Annotated in this window: 16 protein-coding genes; 8 read left to right on the forward strand and 8 right to left on the reverse strand. The window is 66.7% G+C overall.

The window, feature by feature from the left end:
* Positions 1 to 11: 11 nt before the first annotated feature.
* The 5 genes from dgcB to gbcA form a co-directional block, all read right to left on the reverse strand.
* Positions 12 to 1973, reverse strand: a complete 1962-nt coding sequence (dgcB, locus tag P3W75_RS07350; RefSeq protein ID WP_276226711.1) for a dimethylglycine demethylation protein DgcB — start codon at positions 1971 to 1973, stop codon at positions 12 to 14.
* A 185-nt stretch (positions 1974 to 2158) separates the two neighbouring features.
* Complete coding sequence (gene dgcA / locus P3W75_RS07355) at positions 2159 to 4219, reverse strand: dimethylglycine demethylation protein DgcA (protein ID WP_276226712.1); 2061 nt, start codon at positions 4217 to 4219, stop codon at positions 2159 to 2161.
* A 96-nt stretch (positions 4220 to 4315) separates the two neighbouring features.
* A complete protein-coding gene (locus P3W75_RS07360; protein ID WP_276226713.1) occupies positions 4316 to 4846 on the reverse strand; it encodes a DUF5943 domain-containing protein in 531 nt (176 codons plus the stop codon).
* A gap of 210 nt (positions 4847 to 5056) precedes the next feature.
* Positions 5057 to 6034, reverse strand: a complete 978-nt coding sequence (locus P3W75_RS07365) for a dipeptidase (RefSeq protein WP_276226714.1) — start codon at positions 6032 to 6034, stop codon at positions 5057 to 5059.
* A gap of 527 nt (positions 6035 to 6561) precedes the next feature.
* Positions 6562 to 7851 (reverse strand): glycine-betaine demethylase subunit GbcA, encoded by a 1290-nt coding sequence (gbcA, locus tag P3W75_RS07370; RefSeq protein WP_276226715.1) that lies wholly within the window; start codon positions 7849 to 7851, stop codon positions 6562 to 6564.
* A gap of 445 nt (positions 7852 to 8296) precedes the next feature.
* On the opposite strand from gbcA, the gene gbcB reads away from it, so the two are divergent.
* From gbcB to P3W75_RS07395, 5 genes are all read left to right on the forward strand, one after another.
* Positions 8297 to 9400, forward strand: coding sequence for a glycine-betaine demethylase subunit GbcB (gene gbcB, locus P3W75_RS07375; RefSeq protein ID WP_276226716.1), 1104 nt, complete (start codon positions 8297 to 8299; stop codon positions 9398 to 9400).
* 216 nt (positions 9401 to 9616) lie between these two features.
* The gene (locus P3W75_RS07380; RefSeq protein WP_276226717.1) at positions 9617 to 10903 is read left to right on the forward strand and encodes an NAD(P)/FAD-dependent oxidoreductase; all 1287 of its coding nucleotides are present in this window, start codon (positions 9617 to 9619) and stop codon (positions 10901 to 10903) included.
* Positions 10904 to 10966: 63 nt separating this feature from the next.
* The gene (locus tag P3W75_RS07385) at positions 10967 to 11746 is read left to right on the forward strand and encodes an NYN domain-containing protein (protein WP_276226718.1); all 780 of its coding nucleotides are present in this window, start codon (positions 10967 to 10969) and stop codon (positions 11744 to 11746) included.
* A gap of 64 nt (positions 11747 to 11810) precedes the next feature.
* Entirely contained in the window at positions 11811 to 12125 is a 315-nt protein-coding gene (locus P3W75_RS07390; RefSeq protein WP_276226719.1) for a DUF2845 domain-containing protein, read from the forward strand.
* A gap of 478 nt (positions 12126 to 12603) precedes the next feature.
* Positions 12604 to 13065, forward strand: a complete 462-nt coding sequence (locus P3W75_RS07395; RefSeq protein WP_276226720.1) for a BRO-N domain-containing protein — start codon at positions 12604 to 12606, stop codon at positions 13063 to 13065.
* Positions 13066 to 13116: 51 nt separating this feature from the next.
* Here P3W75_RS07395 and P3W75_RS07400 read toward each other — a convergent pair whose 3' ends face one another.
* The 3 genes from P3W75_RS07400 to P3W75_RS07410 all read right to left on the reverse strand — a co-directional run bounded on the left by P3W75_RS07400 (position 13117) and on the right by P3W75_RS07410 (position 16431).
* A complete protein-coding gene (locus P3W75_RS07400; protein WP_276226721.1) occupies positions 13117 to 14613 on the reverse strand; it encodes a CoA-acylating methylmalonate-semialdehyde dehydrogenase in 1497 nt (498 codons plus the stop codon).
* Between the two features lie 177 nt (positions 14614 to 14790).
* Positions 14791 to 15084 carry a cupin domain-containing protein gene (locus P3W75_RS07405; RefSeq protein ID WP_276226722.1) on the reverse strand — a complete coding sequence of 98 codons (294 nt, stop codon included), beginning with the start codon at positions 15082 to 15084 and terminating at the stop codon, positions 14791 to 14793.
* On the reverse strand, positions 15085 to 16431 hold the full coding sequence (locus tag P3W75_RS07410; protein WP_276226723.1) for an aspartate aminotransferase family protein: 1347 nt from the start codon (positions 16429 to 16431) through the stop codon (positions 15085 to 15087).
* A gap of 137 nt (positions 16432 to 16568) precedes the next feature.
* Between P3W75_RS07410 and P3W75_RS07415 the strand changes: the two genes are divergently transcribed.
* The 3 genes from P3W75_RS07415 to P3W75_RS07425 all read left to right on the forward strand — a co-directional run bounded on the left by P3W75_RS07415 (position 16569) and on the right by P3W75_RS07425 (position 19583).
* Positions 16569 to 17489, forward strand: coding sequence for a LysR family transcriptional regulator (locus P3W75_RS07415; protein WP_009614289.1), 921 nt, complete (start codon positions 16569 to 16571; stop codon positions 17487 to 17489).
* A 321-nt stretch (positions 17490 to 17810) separates the two neighbouring features.
* The gene (locus tag P3W75_RS07420) at positions 17811 to 19157 is read left to right on the forward strand and encodes a flavin-containing monooxygenase (protein ID WP_276226724.1); all 1347 of its coding nucleotides are present in this window, start codon (positions 17811 to 17813) and stop codon (positions 19155 to 19157) included.
* Between the two features lie 3 nt (positions 19158 to 19160).
* Positions 19161 to 19583: a RidA family protein gene (locus P3W75_RS07425; protein WP_276226725.1), complete on the forward strand. Its 423-nt coding sequence runs from the start codon at positions 19161 to 19163 to the stop codon at positions 19581 to 19583.
* Positions 19584 to 19587: the final 4 nt, after the last annotated feature.

Below are 19587 nucleotides of genomic sequence, written 5' to 3' on the forward strand. Positions count from 1 at the left end.
CAGTGCGCTCATCAATGCACCTCCGCCACTTCTTCACGCCGCGCCGGCTTTTTTGCCGGGGCGTCCGCGCTCTCGATCAGCACGTCGGCCACCAGCTCGGCGATGTCCTTGATCTCCGGGCGCGGCGCGACCACGCCTTCGAGCATCGCGGTGCACTGCGGGCAGCCCACGGCCACCAGCTCGGCGCCGGTCTCCTTGATGTCGACCATGCGCATGTCCGGGATGCGCTGCTTGCCGGGGATGTCGGTGATCGGCGCGCCGCCGCCACCGCCGCAGCAACGCGAGCGGAAGCCGGAGCGGGCCATTTCCTTCACCTCGATGCCGATGGCCTTGAGCACGTTGCGCGGCGCCTCGTACTCGCCGTTGTAGCGGCCCAGGTAACAGGGGTCGTGGTAGGTCACGCTGTCGGCCTTGCTCTGGCCCAGTTGCAGCGCGCCGGCCTGCACCAGCTCGTCGATGAAGGTGCTGTGGTGCAGCACGTCGTAGCTGCCGCCCAGCGCCCCGTATTCGTTCTTCAGCACGTGGAAGCTGTGCGGGTCGCAGCTGACGATGCGCTTGAAGCGGTACTGCGCCAGGGTGGCGATGTTGCGCCGGGCCAGGGCCTGGAAGGTCGCCTCGTCGCCCAGGCGGCGGGCCACGTCGCCGCTGTCGCGCTCTTCCAGGCCGAGCACGGCGAAGTCCACCTTCGCCGCTTTCAGAATCTTCACGAAGGCGCGCAGGGTGCGCTGGTTGCGCATGTCGAAGGCGCCGTCGCCGACCCAGAACAGCACCTCGACCTGCTTCCGCTCGCTGAGCAGCGGCAGGTTCAGGTCGGCCGCCCAGTTCAGCCGGCCGCCGGGGGCGAAGCCGCCGGGGTTGTCGGTGGCGATCAGGTTTTCCAGCACCTCGGCGCCCTTGTTCGGGGTGGCGCCCTTCTCCAGGGTGAGGTGGCGGCGCATGTCGACGATGGCGTCGACGTGCTCGATCATCATCGGGCACTCCTCGACGCAGGCGCGGCAGGTGGTGCACGACCACAGCGTGTCGGCGTCGACCAGGGCCTTGCCCTGCAGCGACACGATCGGCTGGTGCGGGCCGCCGCCGTGCTCGCCGAGCGGCTTACCCGGATAGGGTGAGCCGGCGAAGTTCGCGTCGTTGCCACCGGCCAGGCCGATGACCATGTCCTGGATCAGCTTCTTCGGGTTCAGCGGCTGGCCCGCGGCGAAGGCCGGGCACATGGCCTCGCACTTGCCGCACTGCACGCAGGCGTCGAAGCCGAGCAGCTGGTTCCAGGTGAAGTCGGTGGGTTTTTCCACGCCCAGCGGGGCCATGGGGTCGGTGAGGTCGAGGGCTTTCAGGCCGGTGGAGCGACCACCCGCGAACCGCTCGGCGCGGCGGTGCCAGGCCAGGTGCAGGGCACCGGCGAAGGCGTGCTTCATCGGCCCGCCCCAGGTCATCCCGAAGAACAGCTCGGACACGCCCCAGGCCACGCCCACGGCGAGGATGGCCGCGAGGAACCAGCCGCCAAAACCTTCCGGGAGGATGCCGGCGACCGGCAAGGTGGCGATGAAGAAGCTCGCCGAGAACATCAGCAGGCTCTTCGGCAGGCGCATCCACGGGCCTTTCGACAGCCGCGCCGGCGGGTCGAGGCGGCGCCTGGCGACGAACAGCGCGCCGGTGAACATCAGCGCGGTGGCGGCCAGCAGGGCGAAGCCGAGGATGCGGCTGTGCAGGCCGAAGCCGTGCACGACGATGGCCAGCAGCGCCGCCAGGACGAAGCCGCCGGCGGTGGCCACGTGGGTCTTGGACATGTACTTGTCGCGCTCGACCACATGGTGCAGGTCCACCAGGTAGCGCCGCGGCATGGCCAGCAGGCCGCCAAGCCAGTCGACCTGCGCGGGACGGCCGCGGCGCCACATGGCGAAGCGCTTCACCGCGCCCAGCGCGGCGAGGGCCAGGGCGGCGAAGAGCAGGATGGGGAGGATGATGTTGAGCATTGTTACGGGTCTCCCTACGGGACCTCAGGGGGCGCTGGACAAGCTCCCTCTCCCGCTGGCGGGAGAGGGCGGGGGGAGAGGGTGTTTCCGGTCGGCTCAGTCACTCGGCCCACCACCCTCTCCCCATCCCTCTCCCTGAAGGGAGAGGGGGCTATCCATGCCTACCGGACATCACGAGGCGTGTCTTAGAAGTCCTTGCACAGCCGCAGCGCGTCGTAGATCGCCGCGTGGGTGTTGCGCTGGGCCACGCAGTCGCCGATGCGGAACAGCAGGTAGCCGTCGCCCGGCTCGTTGAGGCACGGCTGCGGCTGGATGGCGAACAGCGCCTCGACGTCGATCTGGCCCTTGTTGCGCGAGCCCTCCTTGAGCGCGTAGTACAAGCTCTCGTCGGGGCGCACGCCGTTCTCCACGACTATCTGGTCGACCACCCGCTCCTCTTTCGCGCCGGTGTATTCGTTCTCCAGCACCGCCACCAGCTTGTCGCCCTCGCGGTAGACCTTCTCCAGCATCAGGTCGCCGGTCATGATCACTTCCTTGGGGTACATGCTGCGGTAGTAGGTGGGGAAGGTGGTGCCGCCGATGGCCACGCCCGGCTTGATGTCGTCGGTGACGATCTCCACCTGGGCGCCCTTGTCGGCGAGGAAGTCGGCCACCGACATGCCGCTGAATTCGCAGATGGTGTCGTAGACCAGCACGTTCCTGCCCGGCGCCACCTTGCCGTCGAGGATGTCCCAGCTGCTCACCACCAGGCCCTCGGCGGCGCCCCAGTGTTCGTTCTGTTCGAGGAACGGGTGGCCGCCGTTGGCCAGCACCACCACGTCCGGGCGCAGGTCCATGATGGTGTCGGCGTCGGCGCCGGTGCCCAGGCGCAGGTCGATCCCCAGGCGCGCCAGCTCCAGCTGGTACCAGCGGGTGATGCCGGCGATCTGGTCGCGCTGCGGCGCTTTGGAAGCGGTGGTGATCTGCCCGCCGAGCGCATCCTTCTTCTCGAACAGGGTCACGTCGTGGCCGCGTTCGGCCGCCACCCGCGCGGCTTCCATCCCGGCCGGGCCGCCACCGACGACGACGACCTTGCGCTTCACGCCGGTGGTCTTCTCGATGATGTGCGGCACGCCCATGTATTCGCGGCTGGTCGCGGCGTTCTGGATGCACAGCACGTCCAGGCCCTGGTACTGGCGGTCGATGCAGTAGTTGGCGCCGACGCACTGCTTGATCTGGTCGACCTGGCCCATCTTGATCTTGGCGATCAGGTGCGGGTCGGCGATGTGCGCGCGGGTCATGCCGACCATGTCCACGTAGCCGCCTTCGAGGATGCGCGTGGCCTGGTTCGGGTCCTTGATGTTCTGCGCGTGCAGCACCGGCACGTTGACCACTTCCTTGATGCCCGCCGCCAGGTGCAGGAAGGGCTCCGGCGGGTAGGTCATGTTCGGGATGACGTTGGCCAGGGTGTTGTGGGTGTCGCAGCCGGAGCCGACCACGCCGATGAAGTCGAGCATGCCGGTGTCGCTGTAGTACTTGGCGATCTGCTTCATGTCCTCGTGGGACAGGCCGTCCGGGTGGAATTCGTCGCCGCAGATGCGCATGCCCACGCAGAAGTCGTCGCCGACTTCCTTGCGCACGGCCTTGAGCACCTCCATGCCGAACTTCATGCGGCCTTCGAAGGTGCCGCCCCACTCGTCGGTGCGCTTGTTGACGCGCGGGCTCCAGAACTGGTCGATCATGTGCTGGTGCACGGCGGAGAGCTCGACGCCATCCAGGCCGCCTTCCTTCGCCCGGCGCGCGGCCTGCGCGTAGTTGCCGATGACCCGCCAGATCTCTTCCGGCTCGATGGTCTTGCAGGTGGCGCGGTGCACCGGCTCGCGGATGCCCGAGGGCGACATCAGGGTCGGCCAGTGCTCGCCGTCCCAGCGCGAGCGGCGGCCCATGTGGGTAATCTGGATCATGATCTTGGCCCCATGCTTGTGCATGGCGTCGGCCAGGTTCTGGAAGTGCGGGATGATGCGGTCGGTGGACAGGTTGACCGACTTCCACCAGCCCTGCGGGCTGTCGATGGCCACCACTGACGAGCCGCCGCAGATGGCCAGGCCGATGCCGCCCTTGGCCTTCTCCTCGTAGTACTTCACGTAGCGCTCGGTGGTCATGCCGCCGTCGGTGGCGTAGACCTCGGCGTGCGCGGTGGAGAGCACGCGGTTGCGGATGGTCAGCTTGCCGATCTGGATCGGCTGGAACATGGACTCGAAAGCCATTGCGGCATCCTCACGGGATCAGAGGTTTCTTGTTGTCTGGCGGCAGCCGTGCAGGCTGCTGTTCGCGAGCAAGCTCGCTCCTACGAGTCAGGGCGGTCAGAGCGGCTTGACGGTGAACAGGCCATCGTCATGACCTTCCTCGGCGCCGCTGTAGACCTGCTCGGCGACGGTGCGCAGGCTGCTGCCGCGGGCCTGGAGAATCTGGTCCATGGCGCCGGCGAACCAGCCGGTGAACATGTAGTCGACCTTGCGCCCGACCTTGCCGTACACGTAGACGAAGGCGGAGTGCTTCAGGCGCACCTGGGCGGTGCCCTTGTCGAGGTCGATCTGCTCGATCTGGAACAGGCCCCAGCCGCGCTGCGACAGGCGCTTCATGTAGTGCTCGAACACCGCCACGCCTTCGATGCCGTGGCATTCGGCTTCCTTCTCGCACCAGTGCCAGGCGGACTTGTAGCCGGCCTTGTAGAGGATCTCGGCGTAGCGCTCGGCGCCCAGCTCGGCCTCGATGCCCATGTGGTTGTTGACGAAGAAATGCCGCGGTACGTAGAGCATCGGCAGGGCGTCGGTGGTCCAGACGCCGGTTTCGCTGTCGACTTCGATGGGCAGTTCGGGGGCGTGTTTGGCCATGTGTGCAGACTCCAGGATTTGCTGTTCCGGCAGGGCGCAGCCCTGCTTTCAGGTATGAGAAGTGCCAGTGAATGCCCGTGGGGCCGTCGCGAGCACATCGAGAGCAAGGAGTCCCGCAGCGACAAGCGAGAGCAGTACGACTGTACGGCGAGCTTGTCGCGAGGACACGACGCAGCTATCGGTGTGCGCAGCAGGCCCCGGGGGTATTCATCACTCGCCCCAGACGTCGGCGAGGACGCGCACCCAGTTCTCGCCCATGACCTTGCGCACCACGCGTTCGGGCATGCCGCGCTTGAGCAGGGTCTCGGTGAGGTTGGGGAACTCGCCCACGGTGCGGATGCCCAGCGGGTTGACGATCTTGCCGAAGTTGGTCAGGCGGCGGGCGTAGCCCTTGTCGTGGGTCAGCCACTCGAAGAAGTCCTGGCCGTGCCCCTGGGTGAAGTCGGTGCCGATGCCGATGGCGTCCTCGCCGACGATGTTCATCACGTACTCGATGGCCTCGGCGTAGTCGTCGATGGTCGAGTCGATGCCCTTGGCGAGGAAGGGCGCGAACATGGTCACGCCGACGAAGCCGCCGTGGTCGGCGATGAACTTCAGCTCCTCGTCGGACTTGTTGCGCGGGTGCTCTTTCAGGCCCGAGGGCAGGCAGTGGGAGTAGCAGACCGGCTTTTTCGATTCGAGGATGACTTCCTCGGAAGTCTTGCTGCCGACGTGGGACAGGTCGCACATGACGCCGACACGATTCATCTCGGCGACGATCTCGCGGCCGAAGCCGGAGAGCCCGCCGTCGCGCTCGTAGCAGCCGGTGCCGACCAGGTTCTGGGTGTTGTAGCACATCTGCACGATGCCCACGCCGAGCTGCTTGAACACCTCGACGTAGCCGATCTGGTCCTCGAACGCGTGGGCGTTCTGGAAGCCGAAGAGGATGCCGGTCTTGCCCAGCTCCTTGGCGCGGCGGATGTCGGCGGTGCTGCGCACCGGGATGACCAGGTCGCTGTTCTCGCGGATCAGCTTGTTGCTGGCGGCGATGTTGTTCACCGTGGCCTGGAAGCCCTCCCACACGGACACGGTGCAGTTGGCGGCGGTCAGGCCGCCCTTGCGCATGTCCTCGAAGAGTTCGCGGTTCCATTTGGCGATGATCAGGCCATCGATGACGATGCTGTCGGCGTGCAGTTCGGCTGGGCTCATCTGGCATTACCCCTAGTCAGGCTTGGCGCGCCGGTACTTCGGCCGACGCTTTGGGGCCAGCATATCCCCGGGTCGCGGGGCGACCCGCTTCGAAAACGACCAGGGTCGTACCGAAAGCGTCAAGGCGACGACATGGGCGACGGCGTTCGCGTCGCGGGTGGAAAAGTGGGCATGACGGAGGGGCTTTAGAGAGCCCGGGGGAATGACGGGAAGATGTCGCTGCTGGGAAGGCGTGCATTGCGTAGGGCGTATAACCGTTCGCGGTTATACGCCGCTACACCGCCCTCATGCCCGGCCTCCGGGTCGACCCCGAGGCGCGCCTGAAACCCACGTCAAACGGCGTATAACGCGGAGCGTTATACGCCCTACGACTGCGTATCGCGGCTAGCGCTTGCGCCAGCAGGCGAACAGGTTCCACGCCAGCAGCACGCCGACGAACCCGGAACTGACGTAGAACCACAGGCTGTCCATGCGGCGGCCTCCGAAACGACGGCGCCCCCGAAAAGGGGGCGCCGGATGGGTGGGGCTTACTCGCCGTGGACCAGCCGCGCGTGGGCCGATTCTTCGCCGAGGTTGTTGAGCATGCGCTCGCTGTACCAGTCGAGGAAGTTGATCACGCCGAACTCGTAGGTCTTCGAGTACGGGCCCGGCTGGTAGGCCGTTGAGTTGATGCCGCGCTGGTTTTCCTCGGCCAGGCGACGGTCCTGGTCGTTGGTGGCGTCCCACACTTCGCGCAGGCGCTGCACGTCGTAGTCCACGCCTTCCACGGCGTCTTTGTGCACCAACCACTTGGTGGTCACCACGGTTTCCTGCGCGCTGATCGGCCACACGGTGAAGACGATGATGTGGTCGCCCATGCAGTGGTTCCACGAATGCGGCAGGTGCAGGATGCGCATCGAGCCCAGGTCCGGGTTCTTGATCCGGCCCATCAGCTTCTTGCTGCCCTGCTTGCCGTCCATGGTCATCGACACGGTGCCGTCGAGCAGCGGCATGCGCACGATGCGGTTGCGCAGGCCGAAGCTGGCGTGGGCGTAGGGAATCTTCTCCTCGTCCCAGGCCTTGGTGCAGGCGGCGACCTGGTCCTTGAACGCCTGGCTGGCGCGCGGGTCGGTGACGTCGTCCCACTCCAGCAGGGTCTTCAGCAGCTCGGGGTGCGAGCCGTTGCAGTGGTAGCACTCGCGGTTGTTCTCGAGCACCAGCTTCCAGTTGGCCTTTTCCCGCAGCGTGGTCTGCACCGCGACCTTGGCGTTCTCCATGTCGTACGGCTCCATGTAGTGCTCGAGCGTACGCAGGAAATCGTCGATGGCCGGCGGGTTCTCGGCCAGGGAAATGAAGATGTAGCCACCGGCGGTCTTCACGTGCACCGGTTTCAGGCTGTAGTCCTTCATGTCGAAGTCGGCGCCCATCTCGGTGCCGGCGAACAGCAGGCGGCCGTCCAGCTCGTAGGTCCACTGGTGGTAGGGGCAGACCAGCTTGGCCACCTTGCCCTTGTCGCTGACGCACAGGCGCGAGCCACGGTGGCGGCAGACGTTGTGGAAGGCGTGCACCTTGCCTTCGGCGCCGCGCAGGACGATGACCGGGTTGTCGCCGATCTGCAGGGTGAGGAAGTTGCCCTTGGCGGGGATCTCGCAGGTCATCCCGGCGATCAGCCATTCCTTGTGGAAGATCTCCTGCATGTCGAGCTGGAACAGGCGCTCGTCGTTGTAGAAGGGTTGCGGCAGCGAGAAGGAATGGTCGCGGGTGCGCAGCATCTCGGCGGTGGCCTTGCGGGCCGGTTCCAGCGGATCGCCCAGACTCAGGGTGGTAGTGACGTCCATCGGTTGGTCCTCATGCCCCGCCGCAGTCGGCGGTGGCGAAATAGGTGGCTGATACGGTTGACGCTACGCAAGGCGGCGTTCACAGCCTTCCGCACCCCGGTCGTCCCGGAATCCCCTCCTGCCGATGGAGAGGGCCCGTTGTGGCGGGCGCGAAGGTCGGGCGCTCTACTGGAATACCTTCGTCTCGGCTGGATGGGAGTGTGCTGCCGGGCCTCACAGGGGCCTTATCCATGGGCGACATGACCGCATCCGTTTCCGACGCGGCAGCCCACGCCCCAGGCGGCAGGTCGCGATAAGCATGCAAATGTCGCACGCAGGCAAATGGGTGGCCCGGCGGCGTGCGCACAATCGGCTCCATCAGGCATGCCGAAAGGCCGGGGCACGCGACCCCGCCCGGCGCTGCCCCCTACGGCCGGGAAACGGCCTGCGCGCGCGGAGAGACATCATGTCGTCGAGCAACTTCCTCAACCCGGTGAACACCCAGACCTGGGCCAACGGCCGCCACCTGGTGCGCTGTGTCAAGGCCATCCAGGAAACCTGGGACGTGCGCACCTTCTGCTTCATGGCCGACCAGCCGATCATGTTCTTCTTCAAGCCCGGGCAGTTCGTCACCCTGGAGCTGGAGATCGACGGCCAGCCGATCATGCGCTCCTACACCATCTCCAGCTCGCCCTCGGTGCCCTACAGCTTCTCCATCACCATCAAGCGGGTGCCCGGCGGCAAGGTCTCCAACTGGCTGCACGACAACCTCAAGGAAGGCGACGTCCTCCCGGTGCACGGCCCGGTGGGCAACTTCAACGCCATCGACTTCCCCACCGACAAGGCGCTGTTCCTCTCCGGCGGCGTCGGCATCACCCCGGTGATGTCCATGGCGCGCTGGTTCTTCGACACCAACGGCGCGGTGGACATGGTCTTCGTGCACAGCGCGCGCACGCCCAAGGACATCATCTACCACCGCGAGCTGGACCACATGGCCTCGCGCATCGCCAACTTCAAGGTCCACCTGATCTGCGAGAAATACGAGATGGGCGAGGCCTGGGCCGGCTACCGCGGCTTCCTGAACAAAGCCATGCTGCAGCTGATCGCCCCGGACTTCCTCGAACGCGAGGTCTTCTGCTGCGGCCCCACGCCCTACATGCACGCGATCAAGCGCCTGCTCGAAGCCGAAGGCTACGACATGTCGCGCTACCACGAGGAAGCCTTCGGCCCGACCCCGCCGGAAGTGCGCGCCGACGTGAAGGAGCTGGCCGCCGAAGCCGCCGAGGCCCCGGAAGTGCCGGCCGCTGACCTGAACAACGTGGAGTTCTGCGAAACCGGCAAGAGCATCCGCGTGGCCCCCGGCGAGACCGTCCACGCGGCGGCGGCCAAGCTCGGCCTGCACATCCCCAAGGCCTGCGGCATGGGCATCTGCGGCACCTGCAAGGTGATGAAGCGCTCGGGCGAGGTGGACATGGAACACAACGGCGGCATCACCGACGAAGACGTGGCCGAGGGCTACATCCTGTCGTGCTGCAGCGTGCCGAAGGGGGATGTGGTGATCGAGTACTGATCACCGGCGAAAACGGCGGATGACCGCGAACGGTCATTCGCCCTACGTGCTCGGCGAGCCGGCCTCCCGTAGGGCGAATAACGCCCCAGGCGTTATCCGCCGCCGACCCTGAACGCCAGCAGTCCGCCAGGGAATGCCAACCCGAAGATTTTTCAGTTGCCCTCCCCGCCCGAAAGGCTAAACACTCGTTCAACAGCTCAAGGGACGAGTCCAGCCATGCCCAGCTTCACCCAGACCTACTACGAAGCCACCGCCGAACCTGCCGGCTACCCGGCCCAGCGCGGCCGCGTCGACACCCGCGTGTGCATCCTCGGCGGCGGCCTGGCCGGGCTGAACACCGCGCTGGGCCTGGCCGAGCGCGGTATCTCCGACGTGGTGCTGCTGGAGTCGCACCAGGTCGGCCACGGCGCCTCGGGGCGCAACGGCGGCTTCGTTTTCGGTGGCTACTGCCTGGGCAACGCCGAGCTGCTGGCAACCCTCGGCGCCGAGGAAGCGCGCAAGCTCTACCGGCTGACCATCGACGCTGTGGAGCTGATCCGCCAGCGCACCCACCGCTACAGCATCGACTGCGACCTGGTGGACGAAGGGGTGATCCTCGCCAACTGGTTCAACGACCCGGCGCGCCTGGAAAAACCCCGGCGGCTGATGAAGGAAGGCTACGGCGTGGACTGGGAGCCGATCTCCACCGGCGCCCTGCGCGAGCAGCTCAAGACCGAGCGCTACTTCGGCGGCCTGCTGGAGCGCAACGCCTTCCACTTCCACCCGCTGAAATACGTGCGCGGCATCGCCCGCGCCGCCGCCAGCCTCGGCGTGCGGATCTATGAAGGCTCGCCGGCCGAGGGCATCGAAAAACGCGACGGGCGCTACGTGGTGCGCACCGCCAGCGGCGAAGTGCATGCCGAACAGGTGGTGTTCTGCGGCGGCGGCTACGCGCGCGGGGTGTACCGGCCGGTCGAGCGCGCGGTGCTGCCGATCGCCACCTACGTCATGGCCACCGAGCCGCTGGGCGAGCGCCTCGAGGACGCCATCGCCTGCCAGGCCGCCATCTACGACACCCGCTTCGCCTTCGACTACTACCGCCCGCTGGCCGACGGCCGCATTCTCTGGGGCGGCCGCATCTCCATCCTCGACCGTGGCCCGCAGGCCATCGCCGGGTTGCTCAAGCGCGACCTGGCGCTGGTTTATCCACAGCTCGCCGACGTCAAGGTGGACTTCGCCTGGGGCGGCCTGATGAGCTACGGCCGCCAGCAGATGGCGCAGATCGGCCAGGACGAAGCCGGCATCTGGCACGCCGTGGGCTTCGGCGGCCACGGCATGGCACCGACCACCGTGGCCGGCGAAGCGCTCGCCGACGCCCTGAGCGGCGCCCGGGCGCTGCCGGCCGGCTTCGCCCGCTTCGGCCTGAGCCGCACCTTCGGCCTCGCCGGCATGCTCGCCGCGCAGGCCACCTACAGCGCCTACGAGGCCCGCGACGCCTTCGACAGCCGCCGCCTCAACGGCTAGCCGCACTGGTGCCACGGGCGCTCGCGGTCTAAGGTCGATGCAAGCCTTCAGACCGGAGTACCCATGGCGACCAAGACCAGCCCCAACCGCCAGCAGACCCACCTCGCCGTCCTGATCGACGCCGACAACGCCCCCGCCGCCATCGTCGAGGGCCTGTTCGAGGAGATCGCCAAGTACGGCGTGGCCAGCGTCAAGCGCATCTACGGCGACTGGACCCAGCCGCAGCTGGGCAAATGGAAACAGGTGCTGCTCGACCACTCCATCCAGCCGATCCAGCAGTTCGCCTACACCAAGGGCAAGAACGCCACCGACAGCGCGCTGATCATCGACGCCATGGACCTGCTCTACACCCGCCGCTTCGACGGCTTCTGCCTGGTCTCCAGCGACAGCGACTTCACCCGCCTGGCCGCCCGCCTGCGCGAGGAAGGCCTGATGGTCTACGGCTTCGGCGAGAGCAAGACACCCGACCCCTTCGTGCGCGCCTGCGACAAGTTCATCTACACCGAAATCCTCCGCGCCGAACCGGCGCCCCCGGCGGAGCCGGCGGAAACCGGCCAGCAGCAGAAGCCCGAGGCAGCCGCCAAGCCCAAGGCCCAGCGCGTACCGCTGGACTTCATCGCCAAGGTGCTCGACGACATCGCCGACGACGAGGAAGACTGGGTGCATCTCGGCGCCCTCGGCCAGAACATCAGCAAGCTGCGCCCGGCCTTCGACCCCCGGCTGTACGGCTTCAAGAAACTCAGCGACCTGATCAAGGGCCACCCCAAGCGCTTCGAACTGCAGGTGCGCGGCGGCGGCAGCAACGGCGGCAAGGACCTGTACGCGCGCAACCTGCGCAAGTGAGCCGCGTCAAAGGCCCGAACTAGAGCGAACCGGTATGCTGGGCCGGTCATCAAGGAGGAAAACCATGCCCGCCCTGCCCCGCAACCTGCTCGCCGCCCTGCTCCTGGCCCTGTGCGCCAGCGCCGAAGCCTCGACCCTGCGCTGCGGCACCCAGCTGATCAACGAAGGCGACAAAATGGACGAGGTGCTGCAGAAGTGCGGCGCCCCGGCCCAGCGCGAAGTCATCCCACCCGCTCCGCCACGCCGAGGCCCGGACGGCAAGTTCATTCCCGGCGGCGCGACCATCGAAATCTGGACCTATGCCCCACAGAACGGAGCCACCCGCGTGATGCGCTTCCGCGAAGGCATCCTGCAGCTGATCGGCACCGAGTTCCGCTGAGCACTGCTTTCGCTCCTCATGTAGGAGCGAGCTTGCTCGCGAACAGCGCTTCCCGGTTACGCCGGCGCGAAGCCAACCACCCTCTCCCTAACCCTCGGCTGGGGAGAGGGAGCGGAATCAACACCAAACACCACCACTAACGGTAAACACCGTTCGCGAGCAAGCTCGCTCCTACACCCATATCGGAAATATCGCCGTATCCCGCCCAAGGGCCGCTCCCTATCCTGCCCCGGTCACGGCCCGTCCGTGGCTTGGGTTTGGCGACCCATCACTAACAGGCGCGTAATGCCGAAGGGAGTGCTCTTGCAGCTCCCAAAAGCTCGCAGATTCTCTGCAACGCTCAACGGCAGATCGTGCGGGGAGACCTTAGGGTCTGCCGGGTTTTCCTGTTAACCGGTTCGCCAACCCCGCGCGGTCTGCCTCCCTACGCTTGGCGACGTGTGGTGGCAGCTCTCTTGATGGATAACAGGAGCTAACCATGCACGACGCATACACCCCCACCTTCTTCACCCGCCACGGCCGCCCGCTGCGCGCGGTGATGATCGACAACCAACCCTGGTTCGCCTCTTACGACCTCGCCCGCCTCCTGGGCATCCGCCATCCCCACACCTTCCAGCACCGCGTCCTGCCCCACGAAACCCAGCGCATCCACCTGTGCTACGAAACCGGCAGCGAGGAAGCCGTCGACGTCCTCAGCGAAGCCGCGCTGTACAAGGCCCTGGTCCGCTTCGGCCACCCGGAGAGCCAGCACCTCGATACCTGGCTGACCCGCGAAGTCATCCCCAGCCTGCGCGACCAGGCATCACCTGGCGATACGCCAAGGCGCGTGGTGATGAGCTGGCAGGCGCGGCCGCTGGTGCTGCTGGACTGGCAGGGCGAGCTGTGGGTGCCCTTCGAGGCCATGCCCAGGCTGGTCGAGGCGCCCCGGCGGCTGCGCTGAAAACGAAAAAGGCCGGTCATCTGACCGGCCTTTCTCTTACCTCACGCCACCTCAGCTATTGCTGGGGAACGCGAACTGCGCCGCTTCGTGGGACTTGCGTTGCGGCCAGCGCTGGGTGATGGCCTTGCGCTTGGTGTAGAAGCGCACGCCGTCCGGGCCGTAGGCGTGCAGGTCGCCGAACAGCGAGCGCTTCCAGCCGCCGAAGCTGTGGTAGGCCACCGGCACCGGCAGGGGCACGTTGACGCCGACCATGCCCACTTCGATCTCGTCGCAGAACAGGCGGGCCGCTTCACCGTCGCGGGTGAAGATGCAGGTGCCGTTGCCGTATTCGTGGTCGTTGATCAGCTGCATGGCTTCTTCCAGGCTGTTCACGCGCACGATGCACAGGACCGGGCCGAAGATTTCTTCCTTGTAGATGGTCATTTCCGGGGTCACGCGGTCGAACAGGGTGCCGCCGACGAAGAAGCCCTTCTCGTGGCCCGCGACCTTGTAGCCGCGGCCGTCGACGACCAGCTCGGCGCCTTGTTCCACGCCGGCGTCGATGTAGCCGGTGACCTTGGCCTGGGCGGCGCCGGTGACCAGCGGGCCCATGTCGAGGCCGCAGGAGGTGCCGGCGCCGATCTTCAGGCCCTTGATCTGCGGAACCAGTTTCTGCACCAGGGCGTCGGCGACCTGGTCACCCACGCACACCGCTACCGAGATGGCCATGCAGCGCTCGCCGCAGGAGCCGTAGGCGGCGCCCATCAGCGCGCTGACGGCGTTGTCCAGGTCGGCGTCGGGCATCAGCACGGCGTGGTTCTTGGCGCCGCCCAGGGCCTGCACGCGCTTGCCGCGCTTGGTGCCTTCGGAATAGATGTATTCGGCGATCGGGGTCGAGCCGACGAAGCTCAGGGCTTTGACTTCCGGGGCCTCGATCAGCGCGTCGACCGCGCCCTTGTCGCCGTGCACCACGTTCAGCACGCCCTTGGGCAGGCCGGCTTCCTGGAACAGTTCGGCGATCAGCAGGGTGGAGCTCGGGTCACGCTCGGACGGCTTGAGGATGAAGGTGTTGCCGCAGGCGATGGCCAGCGGGTACATCCACAGCGGGACCATGGCCGGGAAGTTGAACGGGGTGATGCCGGCGACCACGCCCAGCGGCTGGAAGTCGCTCCAGGCGTCGATGTTCGGGCCGACGTTGCGGCTGTACTCGCCCTTGAGGATTTCCGGGGCGGCGGTGGCGTATTCGACGTTCTCGATGCCGCGCTTGAGTTCACCGGCGGCGTCTTCGATGGTCTTGCCGTGTTCTTCGCTGATCAGTTTGACGATGCGCTCTTCGTTGGCTTCGAGCAGCTGCTTGAAGCGGAACAGCACCTGGGCGCGCTTGGCCGGCGGGGTGTTGCGCCAGGCCGGGAAGGCGGCCTTGGCGGCGTCGATGGCCTGCTGCATGGTTTCGCGGTCGGCCAGCGGCACCTGGCGCACGACTTCGCCGGTGGACGGGTTGAAGACGTCGGCGGTGCGGCCGGTGTCGGCGATCAGCTCGCCGCCGATCAGGTGCTTGATGGTGGTCATCGTCTTGTCTCTTCTCGCTGAAAGTGTGGGATACCGAGCCGCCAAGGGCCCCTCTCCCCAGCCCTCTCCCTGAAGGGAGAGGGGGTTTGTTCGGTGTGTTGGGTGGGCCGCGGAGCCCGCCGGGAATATCACTCTAAGGCGAGATTCCCCGCGGCGCCTACCCGCGGGCCCGCGCGATCACGCTTGCTTGAGCTCGATCTCGATGAAGGCCACTTCGTGATCGCACGGGTTGATCACGTTGTGCTCGGTGCCGATCTGGCGGGTGTAGCTCTGGCCCAGCACCAGCGGCGCGCGGCGCTCGCCGTCGGGGGTTTCCAGCAGCAGTTCGCCGCCGGTCACCGGGACCACCACGTACTCCATGCCGTGGCGGTGCCAGCCGGTCTCGGCACCGGGGGCGAAGCGCCACTCGGTGACCAGGACCTTGTCGTTGTCGATCTGCACCGTCGGAACGGCCTTGGGACGCTCGCTCACTTACGCCACCCCGTTCAGGGCTTCGCCGACCGCGTGGAACAGGCGGTCGAGGTCTTCGGGCTTGGCGTTGAAGGTCGGCCCGAACTGCAGGGTGTCGCCGCCGAAGCGCACGTAGAAGCCTTCTTTCCACAGCTTCATGCTGGCTTCGAACGGACGCACGATGGCGTCGCCGTCACGGGCGCCGATCTGGATCGCGCCGGCCAGGCCGCAGTTGCGGATGTCGACGACGTTCTTCGCGCCCTTCAGGCCATGCAGGGCCTTCTCGAAGTACGGAGCCAGTTCCAGGGACTGCTGGATCAGGTTTTCCTTCTCCAGCAGGTCCAGCGCGGCGATACCGGCGGCGCAGGCGACCGGGTGCGCGGAGTAGGTGTAGCCATGGCCGAACTCGACGGCGTACTCCGGCAGGTTCTGGCCCATGAAGGTGTCGTAGATTTCGCTGCTGGCGATCACCGCGCCCATGGGGATGGCGCCGTTGGTGACCTGCTTGGCGACGTTCATGATGTCCGGCTTCACGCCGAAGAACTCGGCGCCGGTGGCCTTGCCCATGCGGCCGAAGGCGGTGATGACTTCGTCGAAGATCAGCAGGATGTTGTTGGCGTCGCAGATTTCACGCAGGCGCTGCAGGTAGCCCTTCGGCGGAACCAGCACGCCGGCGGAACCGGACATCGGCTCGACGATGACGGCGGCGATGTTCGAGGCGTCGTGCAGTTCGATCAGCTTCAGCAGCTCGTTGGCCAGCTCGACGCCACCGGTCTCGGCCATGCCCTTGGTGAAGGCCATGCCCGGCTGCAGGGTGTGCGGCAGGTGGTCGACGTCCATCAGCTGGCCGAACATCTTGCGGTTGCCGCCGATGCCGCCCAGGGCGGTGCCGGCGACGTTGACGCCGTGGTAGCCACGGGCGCGGCCGATCAGCTTGGTCTTCTGCGCCTGGCCTTTCAGGCGCCAGTAGGCGCGGGCCATCTTGATCGAGGTGTCGGCGCACTCGGAGCCGGAACCGGTGAAGAACACGTGGTCGAGGCCGGCCGGGGTCAGCTGGGTGATTTTCTCGGCCAGCTTGAAGGACAGCGGGTGGCCGTACTGGAAGGCCGGGGAGTAGTCGAGGGTGGTCAGCTGCTTGGCCACCGCGTCGGCAATTTCCTTGCGCGAGTGACCGGCGCCGCAGGTCCACAGGCCCGAGAGGCTGTCGTAGATGCGACGGCCCTTGTCGTCCACCAGCCAGCTGCCTTCGGCGGCGACGATGATGCGCGGGTCCTTGTGGAAGTTGCGGTTGGCGCTGAAGGGCATCCAGTGGGCCTTCAGGTTCAGGTCGGCGGCGGCCGACGGCGCTACGTTCACTTGCTGATTCATGGAGCTCGTCCTCGACGACTGTCTTGTTGGGCGCGCAGGCGGCGTCGCGCCTGCTGCGATGAGCCAAGATTGGGCCTGACTAAACGTGAGTTAAAGCTTATTCTTCTTACGTTCAGTTTCGATTCGGTAAAACAATAATGGCGAAAACCCGCAGCCCTTCCCTGGGCCAGGTCAGCGACTTCGAAATCCGCCTGTTGCGCATCTTCAAGACCATAGTCGAGTGCGGCAGCTTTTCCGCTGCCGAGAGCACCCTGGGCATCAGCCGCTCGGCCATCAGCCTGCACATGGGCGACCTGGAAAAGCGCCTGGGCATGCGCCTGTGCCAGCGCGGCCGCGCCGGTTTCGCGCTGACCGACGAGGGCCGCGAGGTGTACCGCGCCACCCAGTCGCTGCTGGCGGCGCTGGAGGGCTTCCGCGCCGAGGTCAACGAGCTGCACCAGCACCTGCGCGGCGAGCTGAACATCGGCATCATCAACAACCTGGTGACCCTGCCGCAGATGCGCATCACCCACGCCCTGCGCGCGCTCAAGGCGAGCGGGCCGGGGGTGCGCATCAACATCGGCATGACCACGCCCAACGAGATCGAGCTGGGCGTGCTCGACGGCCGCCTGCATATAGGCGTGGTACCGCTCATCAGCCCGCTGTCGGGGCTGGAGTATTCGCCGCTGTACGACGAACGGTCGCTGCTGTTCTGCAGCCGCGAGCACCCGCTGTTCGAGCGCGAGGACGCCGGCATCACGGTGGCGGAAATCCACGCCTGCGACGCGGTGGCGCCCAGCTACCGGATTCCCGCCGAAGCCCAGGAGCGCCACCAGGAGCTGAACGCCAGCGCCAACGCCTCGGACCGCGAAGGCATGGCCTTCCTGATCCTCACCGGCAGCTACATCGGCTACCTGCCCGACCACTACGCCGCCGACTGGGTGGCCCAGGGCCGCATGCGCGCGCTGCGCCCGGAGCGCTTCCACTACGACATCCCGCTGACGGTGGTGACGCGCAAGGGCCGGCGGCCGAACCTGGTGCTGGAGCGCTTCCTCGAGGCGGTGGCGGAGAGCCGGTAGGGCGCATAACGCCTACGGCGTTATCCGCCGCAACCCTTGTGCGACGCCAGGCGGCGGATAACCGCGAACGGTTATGCGCCCTACGCAAGCGCCAGCCTCGTCACTACCCCATCGATTTTGTCGCCCATGCCACGCAAAAACCTATAGCCCCCGCGTTCCGCCCCGCACGGCGCGGGGCTTGCGGGCGGACAGCTTTTCCCTAGCCAGCGACTACAAAAAACATAATTTCGCTAATTCCCGGCTCTGAACAGAATGCGGCCAACACGCGGTGGACAACCGTGACCGCAGAACAACAACGATCAGAGTCCGAGGAGTCACCCCATGGCCGATCTGAATCAGACCGCCTTCGGCAAGCCCGCCGGCAAGTCGCTCGATGGCATTGAAACCGACACCCTGGTGGTGGGCGCAGGCCAGGCCGGCGTCGCCATGAGCGAACACCTGACCAGCCAGGGCGTGCCGCACATCGTGCTGGAAAAGAGCCGTGTCGCCGAAGCCTGGCGCACCGGCCGCTGGGATTCGCTGGTAGCCAACGGCCCGGCCTGGCACGACCGCTTCCCGAACCTGGAATTCCCGGTCGGCCCGGACGACTTCCCGGCCAAGGAGCAGGTGGCGGACTACTTCGTCGCCTACGCCAAGCAGTTCAACGCGCCGATCCGCACCGGCGTGGAAGTGCAGAAGGTGACCCGCAACGAAGGCCGCCCCGGCTTCACCGTGGAAACCTCCGAAGGCACCCTGAGCGCCCTGCGCATCGTCTCCGCCACCGGCCCGTTCCAGCGCCCAGTGATCCCGGCCATCGCGCCGAAGGACGAAGGCCTGTACCAGATCCACTCAGCCAAGTACTTCAACCCGCAGCAGTTGCCCGAAGGCGCCGTGCTGGTGGTGGGCGCCGGTTCCTCCGGCGTGCAGATCGCCGACGAGCTGAACCGCGCCGGCAAGAAGACCTACCTGTCCGTCGGCGCCCATGACCGCCCGCCGCGCTCCTACCGCAACCGCGACTTCGTCTGGTGGCTGGGCGTGCTCGGCCTGTGGGACGCCGAGGAAGTGCAGCCCGGCCGCGAGCACGTGACCATCGCCGTGAGCGGCGCGCGTGGCGGCGAGACCATCGATTTCCGTCGCCTGGCCAACGAGGGCATCACCCTGGTCGGCCTGACCAAGACCTTCGCGGGCGGCAAGGTGAGCTTCCAGGAAGACCTGGTGGCCAACCTGAAAGCCGGCGACGACAACTACCTCGGCCTGCTGGACGCCGCCGACGCCTATATCGAGCGCAACGGCCTGGACCTGCCGGAAGAGCCCGAGGCGCGCCGCGTCTACCCGGACGCCGAGTGCATCCGCCAGCCGATCCTGGAACTGGACCTGGCCGCCGCCGGCATCACCTCGATCATCTGGGCCACCGGCTACGCCGTGGACTTCAACTGGCTGCAGGTGGACGCCTTCGACGACAAGGGCAAGCCCAAGCACCAGCGCGGCGTGTCGCGCGAGCCGGGCGTGTACTTCGTCGGCCTGCCGTGGCTGTCGCGCCGGGGCTCGTCGTTCATCTGGGGCGTATGGCACGACGCCAAGCACGTCGCCGGGCACATCGCCACCCAACGCAAGTACGTCGAATACCAGGATGCCTCGCAGCGCCAGGCGTCCCCCGAATCCGTTCAAAAAGCCGCTTCCTGGGAGTAAGTGATGCCTACCCACACTCGCATCCGCATGTTCAACACCAAGGACACCTACCCGAACCAGTCCCTGGACAACGACCTCTGCCAGGCCGTGCGCGCCGGCAACACCGTGTACGTGCGCGGCCAGGTCGGTACCGATTTCAACGGCAACCTGGTGGGCCTGGGCGACCCGGCGGCGCAGACCGAGCAGGCGATGAAGAACCTCAAGCAACTGCTGGAAGAAGCCGGCAGCGACCTGTCGCACATCGTCAAGACCACCACCTACATCATCGACCCGCGCTACCGCGAACCGGTCTACCAGGTGGTCGGCAAGTGGCTCAAGGGCGTGTTCCCGATCTCCACCGGCCTGGTGGTGTCGGCCCTCGGCCAGCCGCAGTGGCTGATGGAGATCGACGTGATCGCGGTGATTCCGGACGACTGGGAAAAATAAGGAG

This window comes from Pseudomonas citronellolis (assembly GCF_029335315.1).
Lineage (GTDB): Bacteria > Pseudomonadota > Gammaproteobacteria > Pseudomonadales > Pseudomonadaceae > Pseudomonas > Pseudomonas citronellolis_A.

Coding starts and splice junctions, on each gene's coding strand:
- dgcB (WP_276226711.1), bottom strand. CDS start 1,973: ATGCTCAACATCATCCTCCCCATCCTGCTCTTCGCCGCCCTGGCCCTC.
- gbcB (WP_276226716.1), top strand. CDS start 8,297: ATGTCGTCGAGCAACTTCCTCAACCCGGTGAACACCCAGACCTGGGCC.
- P3W75_RS07420 (WP_276226724.1), top strand. CDS start 17,811: ATGGCCGATCTGAATCAGACCGCCTTCGGCAAGCCCGCCGGCAAGTCG.
- P3W75_RS07425 (WP_276226725.1), top strand. CDS start 19,161: ATGCCTACCCACACTCGCATCCGCATGTTCAACACCAAGGACACCTAC.
- dgcA (WP_276226712.1), bottom strand. CDS start 4,219: ATGGCTTTCGAGTCCATGTTCCAGCCGATCCAGATCGGCAAGCTGACC.
- P3W75_RS07385 (WP_276226718.1), top strand. CDS start 10,967: ATGGCGACCAAGACCAGCCCCAACCGCCAGCAGACCCACCTCGCCGTC.
- gbcA (WP_276226715.1), bottom strand. CDS start 7,851: ATGGACGTCACTACCACCCTGAGTCTGGGCGATCCGCTGGAACCGGCC.
- P3W75_RS07365 (WP_276226714.1), bottom strand. CDS start 6,034: ATGAGCCCAGCCGAACTGCACGCCGACAGCATCGTCATCGATGGCCTG.
- P3W75_RS07380 (WP_276226717.1), top strand. CDS start 9,617: ATGCCCAGCTTCACCCAGACCTACTACGAAGCCACCGCCGAACCTGCC.
- P3W75_RS07410 (WP_276226723.1), bottom strand. CDS start 16,431: ATGAATCAGCAAGTGAACGTAGCGCCGTCGGCCGCCGCCGACCTGAAC.
- P3W75_RS07400 (WP_276226721.1), bottom strand. CDS start 14,613: ATGACCACCATCAAGCACCTGATCGGCGGCGAGCTGATCGCCGACACC.
- P3W75_RS07415 (WP_009614289.1), top strand. CDS start 16,569: ATGGCGAAAACCCGCAGCCCTTCCCTGGGCCAGGTCAGCGACTTCGAA.
- P3W75_RS07395 (WP_276226720.1), top strand. CDS start 12,604: ATGCACGACGCATACACCCCCACCTTCTTCACCCGCCACGGCCGCCCG.
- P3W75_RS07390 (WP_276226719.1), top strand. CDS start 11,811: ATGCCCGCCCTGCCCCGCAACCTGCTCGCCGCCCTGCTCCTGGCCCTG.
- P3W75_RS07360 (WP_276226713.1), bottom strand. CDS start 4,846: ATGGCCAAACACGCCCCCGAACTGCCCATCGAAGTCGACAGCGAAACC.